10 protein-coding genes are annotated in these 13,057 nt (G+C 39.8%); all 10 read right to left on the bottom strand.

All coding sequences use genetic code 11. The annotated features are described in order from the left end of the window. Window positions 1-14 precede the first annotated feature (14 nt). The 10 genes from BM329_RS01115 to cspE all read right to left on the bottom strand — a co-directional run bounded on the left by BM329_RS01115 (window position 15) and on the right by cspE (window position 12,691). Window positions 15-1,637, bottom strand: coding sequence for a methyl-accepting chemotaxis protein (locus tag BM329_RS01115; protein ID WP_092547640.1), 1,623 nt, complete (start codon window positions 1,635-1,637; stop codon window positions 15-17). Window positions 1,638-1,693: 56 nt separating this feature from the next. Beyond that, entirely contained in the window at window positions 1,694-3,397 is a 1,704-nt protein-coding gene (locus tag BM329_RS01110) for a methyl-accepting chemotaxis protein (RefSeq protein ID WP_092547638.1), read from the bottom strand. A 193-nt stretch (window positions 3,398-3,590) separates the two neighbouring features. Then, window positions 3,591-4,088, bottom strand: a complete 498-nt coding sequence (cheW, locus tag BM329_RS01105) for a chemotaxis protein CheW (RefSeq protein ID WP_092547636.1) — start codon at window positions 4,086-4,088, stop codon at window positions 3,591-3,593. A 102-nt stretch (window positions 4,089-4,190) separates the two neighbouring features. Continuing rightward, entirely contained in the window at window positions 4,191-6,305 is a 2,115-nt protein-coding gene (cheA, locus tag BM329_RS01100) for a chemotaxis protein CheA (RefSeq protein WP_092547633.1), read from the bottom strand. Between the two features lie 6 nt (window positions 6,306-6,311). Next, complete coding sequence (motB, locus tag BM329_RS01095; RefSeq protein WP_092547630.1) at window positions 6,312-7,313, bottom strand: flagellar motor protein MotB; 1,002 nt, start codon at window positions 7,311-7,313, stop codon at window positions 6,312-6,314. A gap of 2 nt (window positions 7,314-7,315) precedes the next feature. Next, a complete protein-coding gene (motA, locus tag BM329_RS01090; protein ID WP_092547627.1) occupies window positions 7,316-8,197 on the bottom strand; it encodes a flagellar motor stator protein MotA in 882 nt (293 codons plus the stop codon). 130 nt (window positions 8,198-8,327) lie between these two features. Continuing rightward, the gene (gene flhC, locus BM329_RS01085; RefSeq protein WP_092547624.1) at window positions 8,328-8,912 is read right to left on the bottom strand and encodes a flagellar transcriptional regulator FlhC; all 585 of its coding nucleotides are present in this window, start codon (window positions 8,910-8,912) and stop codon (window positions 8,328-8,330) included. Window positions 8,913-8,914: 2 nt separating this feature from the next. Next, window positions 8,915-9,265 (bottom strand): flagellar transcriptional regulator FlhD, encoded by a 351-nt coding sequence (gene flhD, locus BM329_RS01080; protein ID WP_092547622.1) that lies wholly within the window; start codon window positions 9,263-9,265, stop codon window positions 8,915-8,917. Between the two features lie 2,376 nt (window positions 9,266-11,641). Beyond that, the gene (locus BM329_RS01070) at window positions 11,642-11,992 is read right to left on the bottom strand and encodes a hypothetical protein (RefSeq protein ID WP_092547618.1); all 351 of its coding nucleotides are present in this window, start codon (window positions 11,990-11,992) and stop codon (window positions 11,642-11,644) included. Window positions 11,993-12,478: 486 nt separating this feature from the next. Continuing rightward, window positions 12,479-12,691: a transcription antiterminator/RNA stability regulator CspE gene (cspE, locus tag BM329_RS01065; protein ID WP_015834829.1), complete on the bottom strand. Its 213-nt coding sequence runs from the start codon at window positions 12,689-12,691 to the stop codon at window positions 12,479-12,481. Window positions 12,692-13,057: the final 366 nt, after the last annotated feature.

Raw genomic sequence — 13,057 nt, 5'->3', positions numbered from 1 at the left:
TGACCTCAGTGTACTTAACTTACAATATACTTATTGGTCATGTTTGATGCAGAAGACTTCTGATGACTATATTCATTGCCAGAATCTTTAGGCAGTTCAAATTGAGCAACGTTTTTCACCAGCATGTCTGCTTTCTCTTCAAGTGCTGACGCAGCCGCCGCAGATTGTTCCACCAAGGCCGCATTTTGTTGTGTAACTTGATCCATTTGGCTGACGGCTTGGGCAACTTGATGAATACCACGGCTTTGTTCATCGGATGCAGCCGCAATTTCAGCCATCAGTTCTGTTACCCGGTTAACAGAGCTGACTAATTCATCCATTGTTTGCCCCGCATGATTAACGAGTTCTGAGCCTTGGTTTACACGATGGACAGATTCATCAATTAAGGTTTTGATCTCTTTTGCTGCCTCAGCACTTCGCTGTGCCAAATCACGTACTTCACCTGCAACCACGGAGAATCCACGCCCTTGTTCTCCTGCGCGGGCAGCTTCTACCGCAGCATTAAGAGCAAGGATGTTGGTCTGGAAAGCAATACCATCAATGACACTGATAATTGCGCTGATTTTCTTCGAACTATTGGCAATTTCATCCATAGTTGCCACAACACTTGTGGTCAATTCACCACCTTTTGAAGCAGTTTGGGATGCGGAAACCGCTAATTCGCTGGCCTGACGTGCATTTTCTGCGTTCTGCTTCACAGTGACGGTCAGTTCTTCCATACTGGCTGCGGTTTCTTCCAGTGAGGCTGCTTGTTCTTCTGTCCGTGACGATAAGTCGGTATTTCCCTGTGTAATTTCCTGAATACCGATATACATTTGATCGGTGTTATCCCTCACTGCCAAAATCGATTGAATTAATGATTCCTGCATATCACGTAGTTTTCTGAATATGTCGCCAATTTCATCATTGGTTGTGACAGACACTTCTTTATCCAAACGGCCTTCTGCCATATCTTGAAAACAAGCTCTCAGATTTTCAAATGGTTTGAGCAGATTACGTTTCAGCCACCAATTAGCTGCTATAGCGACAGTAAATACCATCAGAATGGAGCCGAAGAACATAGCAACAGCAATTTTGTAATACAGTGTTGCGTCGGCCATCACTTTTATAATGTTGGTATTGAGGTAATGCATATAATTGTTATATGCAACTGCCATCCGACGCTGATGCTCTTCTGTCGGTTGATCAAGGAAAGCCTGGAAATCTCCGCCATAAAGAAAATCCTTCAGCTCTTTCAGAGCGTTAAAATATTCTCTATGAGCCTGTTCAATCTCAGCTAATAAGTCATCCCTTTTTTTACTCTCTCCAATTTGGGGCAGTGAAATAAATTTGGCAAAATTTCTTTCCAATTCATTCAGTGAGCTTTTAAGTAATGCTTCCATCGCATCTATCTGAACTTGCGGCTGTCCTACTTTTTGTGCAATAGCGATTTTATTCAGAGTGTTACGCGTTTGTAACAATGCTGCCCAACTCAAGCCAAGGGTATCTCTCCGTTGGGTTCCCAGATTAATTCTTTCAATATATGTCTGATCTGTATGAATTATTCCCAGAGATAAACCACTCGAAACAATTTGCATAACACAAAACATCATTAATAATAGATACAAACTGGTTGATATGCGAAGCTTGTCTAACATGTAATCACCTCGTTTAACGGCTGCCTAAGACAGCCGTGGTTATCGCTATTATTTTTTTAGAATGTTTCCCAATTAGATGGGTCTTCCACATCCCTGCTTTTTTTCAGTGTGGGGGAATTCGTTTTATTAGCTGGAGGGGTTGACGTCTTTTTCATCAATAAAACTTCATTTTTACTTTTTTCAGGCTGCCCCCTTTCTGCCTGCTCCGGTAACTGGAACAACGCGACCGCTTTGGTCAATATTTTTGCCTGCTCTTCCAATGCTGCGGCGGCAGCGGCAGACTGTTCAACCAGTGACGCGTTTTGTTGAGTCACTCTATCCATTTCAGAAATAGCCACACCAACCTGGGTAATTCCCCTGCTTTGTTCATCAGAAGCCGATGCAATTTCTCCCATGATGTCGGTCACGCGTGTTACGGAATTGACAATTTTCTTCATGGTTTCACCCGCACTTTCTACCTGCATAGAGCCAGTATCAGTACGGTTTACAGAGTCTTCAATCAGTGCTTTGATCTCTTTGGCTGCTTCAGCACTACGCTGTGCCAGATTGCGTACTTCGCCCGCAACAACGGCAAAACCGCGTCCATGCTCTCCGGCACGGGCCGCTTCCACCGCAGCATTAAGTGCAAGGATGTTGGTTTGAAAAGCAATGGCATCAATCACACCAGTGATATCAGAGATTTTTCGGGAACTGTCAGCGATTTCATGCATTGTCTCAACAACGTTAGCCACCACTTTACCTCCCTGACGGGCGATATCAGAGGCATTGTCAGCTAAGTTGCTGGCCTGACGAGCATTGTCAGCATTTTGTTTTACTGTCGCAGTCAGCTGTTCCATGCTGGCAGCTGTTTCTTCCAACGAAGCCACTTGCTGTTCTGTCCGGGCAGAAAGATCGTTATTACCCGCAGCAATTTCGCTGGTGCCGGTATAAATGGTTTCAGTACTTTGATGGACGCTTCTGACCGTGTTAATCAGTTCTTCCTGCATGTCTCTCAAGCCAACAGCTAACATGCCCATTTCATTATTACCGGATACGGTAATCGTCTGGGTCAGATCTCCCTTTGAGAAGGCTTTGATGTTTTCCAGCAATGTATGCAATGGATCGATAAGTACTTTACGCAGGCCAATCCAACTTACGGTCATGACACCAATCAGCAACACAAATACAGAGATCAGGCTGATAATGACGTTGCGATAAGCGCTATTCGCTGTTTCTGATACGTCTTGATACAGTTTGTCATTCTGGTTCAAATAGAATGTATGTTCCACATTAAAAGCGTTTTGGAAGCCAGTGGTTGGCTGTTCAAAAAAGGATTTAAGATCTTTTTTTGTCAGAAGAATATCAAGTTCTTTCAAAGCATTAAGGTAGTCATGGTAAGTTTGTTTCAGTATTTGAAGACGCTCTGGATCATGTACAGGCAGTTTTGGCAGTTTATCAAACTGTTCGAAACGACGTTCCGCACGAGCAATATTGACTTTGGCTTCCGCCCAGATTTCGTCGACAGAATATTCACTACCAAAATTCTGTTGCTTCATTATGGTGACAATACCAATACGGTTCAGATTATTACGGGCTTGCAGCAGGCTAATCCAGCTTTCGTCCAGTAATCTTTGGTGCCCGCGAATGTTATCTATCAGATCAAAAGCTTCTGTATCATTCTTCAAGCCATTGAAGAATAAACCCCCGGAGATAAATTGCAGAGCACCAAATAATATGATGACTGAGATAAGCCCCGTCACTATTTTCATTCGGTTAAACATGACTTCCCTTTTGTAATAAATTGCTATGCCAGTGTTATCGGCACGCTTAAAGGGAACTTTATGCGTAATCCTAAAAATTGATTTTTTTACAGTGCTTTTTTGATCTAGAGCAATTTTGATCTAAAACATTTTTTATCCGGCGACCTGAAACAATAAAGCTGCTGTTTTTCTTAGTACAGCAGCTTTAAAAACATCAGCCTTTCGCAACTGAATCGACCAATGCCATTTCTTCACTATTGAGGAGCTTTTCAATGTCGACCAGAATCAGCATCCGTTCATTAAGGGAACCAAGCCCTGTCAAATATTCTGTTGATAATGTAACCGCAAATTCCGGTGCAGGGCAGATTTGATCTTCTTTCAGGGACAAGACATCTGACACGCCATCCACCACAATTCCGACGATGCGATTCAGCAGGTTCAGAACAATAACAACAGTGTTGTCGTTATAGGTAACATCTTCCTGTGAGAATTTGATCCTCAAATCAATAATAGGAACGATTACCCCACGCAGGTTAGTAATCCCTTTTATAAAGTTAGGTGTATTCGCAATGCGGGTAATTTGGTCATAACCACGAATTTCCTGCACTTTCAGTATTTCAATTCCATACTCTTCGTCACCCAAGGTGAAAACCAGATACTCCTTTCCGATTGTTTCCCCTGATAATTTATTTAATTCTTCAATGGCTGACATGATGTTACCTTTTGACTTTGAGATGACTATCCTCTTTATCTTTCAGGCCACCGCTCTATTGGCTATGTCACAACCTGAAATCGATCGGGTCTATCTTATTTGTTATTTATTCACCAGTTCTGCTTTATGCATAGCCAATTGTTCATGGTTGAGTTTCTGCAAAGCAGGAATATCAATGATGAGTGCAACACTACCATCCCCCATGATAGTGGCTGCAGAAATGCCCGGCACTTTGCGGTAATTGCTCTCAATATTTTTAACAACAACTTGGTGCTGCCCCACCAGTTTATCCACCAGCAACGCATAACGACGTCCGGCACTCTGCACAATAACGGCAATGCCTTTTGTAGGATCTGTTTCTCCATTCGGGATATCGAGTATGCGGTACAGTTCAAGCAGCGGTAAATACTCGCCGCGTACCTGCAATAGTTTCTCATCACCCGCCAATGGGTAAATATCTTCATCCTGTGGCTGCAATGAACTGACTACAGCTCCCAGAGGCAGAATGAAAACTTCACCATTAACTTTGACGGACATACCATCCAGTATTGCCAATGTCAGTGGGAGCAGAATACGAATGATGGTGCCCTTCCCTTCCTGGAAGTTGATCTGAATCTGCCCACCCATATCCTGAATATTACGTTTGACCACATCCATTCCGACACCACGACCAGAAACATCTGTTACCTCTTCTGCGGTAGAGAATCCGGGAGCAAAAATCAGCATGGCCACTTCTTCATTGCTCATGTTTTCGCTGATGTTCAGGCCCTGAGACTGTGCTTTAGCCAAAATCTTCTCGCGGTTTAAACCTGCACCATCATCAATAACTTCAATACAGATATTTCCACCCTGATGCTCAGCCGCCAGTGTCAAATTACCGATTTCGGATTTCCCTGCTGCAAGGCGTTTTTCTGGACTTTCGATACCATGATCAAGACTGTTACGTACCAAATGTGTCAGAGGGTCAATAATCCGCTCAATCAAGCTCTTATCCAGTTCTGTGGAGCTACCGATCAGTGTCAGCTCTACTTTTTTATTGAGTTTTCCGGCCAAATCACGCACTAAACGTGGATAACGGCTAAACACATATTCCATCGGCATCATACGGATAGACATGACAGACTCTTGCAAATCACGGGAATTTCGCTGCAATTGAGTCATACAACTCAACAGTTCGCTGTGTATTGCCGGTTCCAGACCATCGCAGTGCTGTGCCAGCATAGATTGGGTAATGACCAATTCCCCTACCAAATTGATAAGTTGATCGACTTTTTCAACAGCGACACGAATACTGGAAGATTCCGCACGTTGACGTGGTGATCCCGCCGCAGGACGAGGTGCAGGATGCCCGATTTCACGTGCATCTGTTTTTTTCGGTGCTTCATCAGATTGGGGCTTATTTGGAGTTTCAATTTTGGTCGCTTCTGCCTGAGATTCATGCAGCGGTAAAAACGTTATTTGTTCAGGTTCAACCACAAAACACAGTACAGCAGTAATATCATCTTCTGTCGCAGATGTTATTAAGGATGCTTCAAGGCTGTTTGAAGTTTGCTCCACATCATATATATCACCAAGATGAGCTAATTCATCCTTCATCAACGCAACTTCGCGTTCTTTCAGTCCAGATAGATGAATACGGATCTGCCCATTATCGGGTTTATTTATAGAAGAAGATTGAGAAGAAGATTGAACTCCTGCTACCGCTTGTTCTTTCTCTATAGTATCTACAGCTTTAGTATCTACAACTTCAGTATCTACAGCTTGTTCTATGACAAGATCAGCTTGAATTTCAGATGATGCAGCGAAAAGTTCCTCTTCCTGCTTATCTTCCTGTAGCTCTAACGCAAGCTTACGCAATGTCTCACAGATATAATTGAATGTATCCTCATCCGGCTCCTGTGAAATTTTATAGGCATCCAATTGTTGCTGCATAATATCTTTCGCTTCTAAAAACAGGTTGATAATGTCAATGGTCAGGCGTATTTCATCACACCTGGCACTGTCGAGCAGATTCTCCAAAACATGCGTAGTTTGTTGTAGCTTGGTAAAACCAAAAGTTGCAGCTCCCCCCTTAATTGAGTGGGCACTGCGAAATATTGCGTTTAGCTGTTCAGTATCAGGTTCATCAGTGTTGAGCAGTAATAAATGCTGCTCCATATCCACCAATAATTCGTCTGCTTCATCAAAGAAAGTCTGATAAAACGCGGTAATATCCATCGTTACTTACTCTGTCACCTTATTAGTATCCCTACTCAGTTCAGCCGATGGCTGCTCCGGTTTTGTGGTTTCATTGGATTGGTCAGTAGGTTGCTGAACAGGTGTTCCCTCATTCGAATCCATTCTGATAACTTTTTGCATGTCCATACTATCGTTAGCGGTTATGGCGCTACCGCCACTGTTTTCCTGCTCAATTCGTTTTTCTGCATCTTTATTCAGTACAATGATGCTGATACGACGGTTAATCGGTGCATTAGGATCAATGCCTTTCTGCATGCTAACCGTGGATGCCATCCCGACAACCCGCAGGATTTTCACTTCACCCAATCCCCCCATCAGCAATTCACGTCTTGAAGCATTGGCACGATCAGAAGAAAGTTCCCAGTTGCTGTAACCTCGTTGGCCATTGATATACTGTAAATTATCGGTATGACCAGAAAGGCTGACTTTATTCGGAATATCATTCAAGATCGGCGCAATTGCCCGTAAAATATCGCTCATGTGACTTTCAACTTTTGCACTGCCAATCATAAACATAGGACGATTTTCCCGATCGATGATCTGAATGCGCAATCCTTCATCCATCATGTCAATCAATAAATGAGGACGGAGTTCTTTAAGGCGGGGATCTGTAATAATCAGCTGATCAAGTTGCTGGCGCAGGCGGTTCAGACGACGATTGTCTTCGCTGGTTTCAACGTGTTTAATTTGGCGGAAGACTTCTCCATCCTGTTGGAAAACGTCCTCTCCTCCACCAGGGATCGGGGTTGTGCTGTCACTGCTTTGTTGCCCTTTATTAATAGCGACTTGCAAAGGAGTGCGAAAATATTCTGCAATGCTGGTCAACTCCTGTGGGCTGGCGATGGATATCAACCACATCACCAAAAAGAATGCCATCATCGCAGTCATAAAGTCAGCATACGCAATCTTCCATGATCCACTGCAATAGCCCGGATCATGTTTTTTACGCTTCTTTATTCTAATGACGGTAACATTATTCGCTCTCATAATTATTCTTCAACTTCTTGTTGTACAGGAGCTTTAACCCGACGAACATGCTCTTCAAGTTCTGTAAATGAAGGGCGATCGGTGAAGAATAATGTTTTGCGACCGAATTCAACGGCAATTTGTGGTGCATAACCGTGGAGACTGGAAAGTAGTGTCACTTTGATGCATTGCATCATTTTGACTTGTTCACTGCTGCGTTGACGAAGTAATGTTGCCAGGGGAGAAACAAAACCATAAGCCAGCAAGATCCCTAAAAATGTTCCCACCATCGCCTGTGCGATCAAAGCACCTAATTCCCCAGCCGGGCGATCCGCAGATCCCAGAGCGTGGACAACACCCATTACAGCTGCAACAATACCAAATGCTGGCAGTGAATCTCCCACCATCGCTAAACTCGTAGCTGGCACTTCACTCTCTTGTTCGTAAGTCTCGATTTCTTCATCCATCAACGCTTCAATTTCATGAGGATTCATATTACCGCTGATGATCAAGCGCATGTAATCAGTGATGAAATCCATCAATTGCTGATCTTTCAGTAAACGGGGGTACTGGGTGAAAATGTCACTTTGGTGTGGGTTTTCAATATCCCGTTCCAAAACAAGAAGCCCATTCTGGCGCGATTTAGATAGCAGGCGAAACTGTAATGCCATAAGATCCATATACATCGCTTTATTATATTTTGATCTGCGCAATATTTTTGGTAGAACACGCAGTGTTGCCTTTATCGCCTTGCCATTATTGCCCACGATAAAAGCACCAATTCCCGCGCCTGCAATAATTAGAAATTCCGCTGGCTGATAAAGTGCGCCCATGTGACCACCGACAAGCAGATAGCCACCAATTACCGCACCAAAAACCACTATATATCCTAAAAGTACTAACACGCGATATCCTTTAGCTAAATTGGTGAGCAGATGGGATTTGAACAGAGTGAATTGATAAATGAAGAAGGGTGTGGTGGCAGGTTACAGTTTTTTAAAGCCTGTAACCTGAATTTTACTTTCCCATTTAAATTCACACAGCTTGCTGAGCAAATCCATCCAGCCGTTGTGAATTAGTATCGGCAGGTTGAGAGGAAAGTTTACGTTTTTTTACCGCTCGTGACGGCGGCTGGCAAAGACTACAAACAAAACTATTGATTGGTTGGTGAGCATGTGTGATGAAAGTTCCACCACAACAACGGCACTCTGTTGGTTGTAGCATACCACTGTCAACAAAACGAACCAATGTCCAAGCTCTGGTCAATGCCAAAATAGGCACATCCCCATTATTTTCCGGGGGACATTGCTCAAGGTACAGTCGATAAGCTCTTACAACAACTTCTACACCTTCACAATGCCCACTTTTCAACAGAAAACGGTAAGCATTATAGAACATTGACGAATGAATATTTTGTTCCCAAGTCATAAACCAATCCGTCGAAAAGGGGAGCATCCCTTTAGGCGGAGGGCTTCCCCGCAACTCTTTATACAACCGGATCAGCCGGCCCCTGCTTAGCTGAGTTTCACTTTCAAGCATCTGCAATCGTGCACCTAAAGTGATGAGTTCCATTGCCAGCTGAATATCTTTCGCTTCCTGAACAATACTTTTTTCAACCATTTTTATTCTCTTTTCTTGATTGAAGTGTCATCCTCGGCGGATAACTGCTGAAAAAGATGAGTAGACAACAAGATACCTGTATGAATTTGTTGCAGATCGTCCACCCGCGATTCCTTCGTTAACTGTTGCACGGTTTCGTGGTCTTCAAACCGAAAATGGCAAATCAGTTGGTTTGTTTCAGCTAATTTTACTAACTGAGGCAATGTCAGCTCGGCCAACGTATCAACCATCGATTCATTAATACCTAAACGGAACATCGCAGATGCTTTCTCATGGTTAATTAGCCGTTGTGCTAAAAGCAAATACGATAAATTTATGTCATAAATATGTTTGAGCAATTCAACCGTACTCATTTCTATATATCCCGTCCGATTACATGAAAAAATTAAATTAAGTGATCAAAGAATCACTCACGACAAAACTACCAGTAGCATGAGATTCAATAATCTCCGACATAACTGAAATATACATCTTTAGCCAGAGCAGTAACTGTCCTTTGTATTACTCTTGGGATCGCCCAATTTCTAAAATATTTCGGTAATGGGTTGTGAAAGTATTATTGCGTCATCTGGATAATACACTTGCCACAATTGATTGAGAATATTCTTAATGCTAATTAACTTTACTCCTGAACCATCAACTTATACAACGGAGAATATATGTCATTTTAAATACTATGTGACAATGATCACAAAACTGACGCTTTTTATTATGATTCTAGCTCATTAACTATTCAAGCAATAAAAAACAAAAAATAGTCTATAATTAATAAGTTAAATTATCTAAATAAAAATATTAGTGACTGTTTTTTGTTTTATGCGATCTATTAAACTTATAAATCTAAAATAACGATAAAAAATCTTTCCTTTAGTAAAATTATCAACATCTTGGTAAAATTTGTTTCTTGATAATGTAGGCAGGCACTCATCTTCCACTATAAGTTGATTTAGATCATAGCCATGCCAAATTCATTAATTAAATGTGAACACTAGTTATTAAAAGATACCAGTCTGATCATTTTTAGTTTATGATCGTGTTTTTTTTACACAGAACAAAGAGAGGTACTTCATCCACTCACGGGTCAAATCTCACACAGATCACAAAAATAAGATAAAATACAGTATGATATTGAAATAAAAAAACATCTGCCTTATTACCCTCCTATAGATATAGCCAGCAAGGTTTTGTTAACTGAACAGAATCAATGTCTATCAAGAGCTATCAAAGCTATTCTTACCCATACAAATCAATAAATTTATCTAAACAAATAGAACGCATTCATAGCCTGTTTGTGACATAAGTTTAACCAAATGCTCATCGGTGATTATTTCCACTTACTGGCTAGCTTATACATACAAAACATAATAAAAATTAATCAATCAAACTTATTGCAAATTCACAAATGATAAAAATAATCAATGTTTTCGATGGCGTTCTATAACTTAAAAACTGATGAGGAAGTTCATAAGAAAACTAGATTATTGACTAAAAATCAATTCGTTTAAATAATAAAATATATAGATACAAAACCATTCCAAAATGCAAATTTAGTGACTAATTATTATTGTATAAAATCCAATTACAAGAGGAATAAATATTCAAAATAAAATCAAATGAGTATTAATAGATAGAATAAATATAAAAAATAAATTTATTCTACTTAAGTTTAAATAAAAATAACAATAGATGATTTTAATTTCCATTTCAAATAAATAATATAACAGCTAAATATAGTCCTATTACTTCATTAAATTAATTTCTATTGTGATAGAAGGTTCATATTCAAAGAATGACATCAATACCTATTCTAAATATTTATAAAAAATTTATTTTAAGGAGAGTTATAATGGAATACGCTCTGTACAAATTACTCCTTTAAAACATACAGAATAAGATATTATTTAAGGATAATTATTTACAACCATCCACTAAGACGTGAATGTAAAATCTCTTCATCATCTGAACAACAATACACTCACTTATTAGCCTCCTGATTAACTATGAAAAACAATCGCAAGGCGGCCAATATAACTCCATAGGAGTATCAAGGGAAAGAAATGAAATTAATTACCTAATGCCATTATTATTAAACCACATCACGTCGTATGTCGTTATGTAGAAGATAGATGAGCAATCCCACTCCAGAGCAGAAAACACTCAATACTATTTTCGTATCTACTTACATTTTCTTTCAGGAACTCTTTATCTATTTTATCTCAAAGCAAAAACTGTTGTGAAATGTCGCATATTAGATTTTGTATGGGCAAATGAACGGCTAACCTCTTCTCTTAATCATCCCCCCACTAATATCATCCGGTTTTCATCAGGCTGAATGATTCTGCTGACTTTTTTGTGATATCTGCCACTGTATCAACTGAAATTCTGACATCAGTAGCCTGTAATGTAAGAGCTTCATTTATTCCACCATGAAGAAAAACAAAGGCATGACCATTCTTTTACGATGCTTTAAAATGAATGATTTTTGTAACTCGATTAACTTACAAAAAACCGACCTTAATTCCACTTATTTTGAAAGATTTTCATCACTCATTAATTCAATATCAGAGCCAATAAGAATATTTCCAGAATCTAAATCTACATCACGGTAAACTTTAGCCATAATGACAGGATTATCTCCGGTAATCACCTTAACCAGAGTACCATTTATTCTAATGTTACTATTGCCATTGTTTTATTTTCTTTTTCTCGGTCTAAAAATGTTATAAACCCTACTGCATCATCGCCTTTTCATCAGTAATAAAAAGAGGATAATTCGCTCCATCAGTACTTAACTCCCTTGTCACTAAGATTAACACCCTGAAACCTTGTCCGTTATAGCGACTAACCAGTTGCACCACATTGTTGCGACTTTCTTCAGTGAGAGAAATTATTTTCTCCTCTATCTTTATATAGGAGCAAACTGATAGCAGTTCTTGCACAACACTCCCGTCAACCAATTGGTGTTTTTTTATACAAACTATGTGCAAAAATTGACTGACTGGGTCTGACAAAATCAAGTAGTAACTCATCAATTTTTCTGTAGCTGCATACAAAATTGATATCTGAATTTCTACTTTCATAACCAATAATCGCTTGATTTATTAGTGGGATCATACTTCCTCCTCACTGAATGATAGTAAGAAGTAAGCAGTACGGAAAACGACCATAAACAATAGTGGTAATAAAAACTTTGACTATCCAATTGCTCACTCTCCAATAGAATTTGGGACGGAGTATAAACAAGTAGAATTGATAAGTAACAATTTTAATCGAGATACAATTTCACAAGAAATCATATATTATTTGTTTTATTGGACAACAATGGTTCTGCAAATATTTTGCATGCAACCAGAATTTATTTTATTCCATAATAAATAACTCTTTATTTTCATAAAGTTACTTTTATCATGTAAATAAATTCACTTAGAAAATTTTATAATGGAAACTATTTTTGGAAAGGAGGCCGTGTGATGTAGGATTCATATGATGCGGATTGCACTACAAAAGACAAAAAGCCCGTCAGAGCAATTTATTAGTCTGACGAGCTTAAATAAGGCTTAAGGCAATTAGATAGCAGTTACGTTTGCTGCCGCTGGGCCTTTGGCACCACTTTCAATGGTGAATTCTACGTTCTGGCCTTCTGCCAGAGTTTTGAAACCGTTACCTTGAATGGCAGAGAAGTGTACGAATACGTCTTTGCTGCCATCAGCTGGAGTGATGAAACCAAAGCCTTTAGACTCGTTGAACCACTTCACTTGACCTTTCATTTTGTCGGACATTTGACTTTCCTATATATCAAAAAAAACTCGCCACCTTGGGCATGTGTTGGCCAGTATCAGCTATTACTTATGGAGGCACTAAGAAGGAAACGGTCAACAAAGGCTACCAGAAATAGCACTTACACATAACTCATTAACTCAAGATGTCGTACATAAAGTAGGTCTGTTAATCAGGCCAAACGCATTAACGCATTAACGCACACGAATAGCAACCTTTTTATGTGTTCTCATTTTAAAAAAAACTAATCTGCTCAATATTAGAACAAAACAGCATAATAAAATGGGTCATTTATAATTTTATTTGATTTATTCAACTTTTGTCGTAGCAAAAATACTGATACCAGACACCAACAATAACAATTTCAT

The organism is Xenorhabdus koppenhoeferi (assembly GCF_900116635.1).
Classification (GTDB): domain Bacteria; phylum Pseudomonadota; class Gammaproteobacteria; order Enterobacterales; family Enterobacteriaceae; genus Xenorhabdus; species Xenorhabdus koppenhoeferi.
Note: the sequence above shows the minus strand (reverse complement) of the source record. Positions and strands in the feature narration are given on the sequence as shown.

Bases quoted from the DNA above. Each gene is read 5' to 3' on its own strand.
- BM329_RS01115 (WP_092547640.1), bottom strand. From the start codon at position 1,637: ATGTTAGACAAGCTTCGCATATCAACCAGTTTGTATCTATTATTAATG.
- BM329_RS01110 (WP_092547638.1), bottom strand. From the start codon at position 3,397: ATGTTTAACCGAATGAAAATAGTGACGGGGCTTATCTCAGTCATCATA.
- cheW (WP_092547636.1), bottom strand. From the start codon at position 4,088: ATGTCAGCCATTGAAGAATTAAATAAATTATCAGGGGAAACAATCGGA.
- cheA (WP_092547633.1), bottom strand. From the start codon at position 6,305: ATGGATATTACCGCGTTTTATCAGACTTTCTTTGATGAAGCAGACGAA.
- motB (WP_092547630.1), bottom strand. From the start codon at position 7,313: ATGAGAGCGAATAATGTTACCGTCATTAGAATAAAGAAGCGTAAAAAA.
- flhC (WP_092547624.1), bottom strand. From the start codon at position 8,912: ATGGTTGAAAAAAGTATTGTTCAGGAAGCGAAAGATATTCAGCTGGCA.
- flhD (WP_092547622.1), bottom strand. From the start codon at position 9,265: ATGAGTACGGTTGAATTGCTCAAACATATTTATGACATAAATTTATCG.
- BM329_RS01070 (WP_092547618.1), bottom strand. From the start codon at position 11,992: ATGAAAGTAGAAATTCAGATATCAATTTTGTATGCAGCTACAGAAAAA.
- cspE (WP_015834829.1), bottom strand. From the start codon at position 12,691: ATGTCCGACAAAATGAAAGGTCAAGTGAAGTGGTTCAACGAGTCTAAA.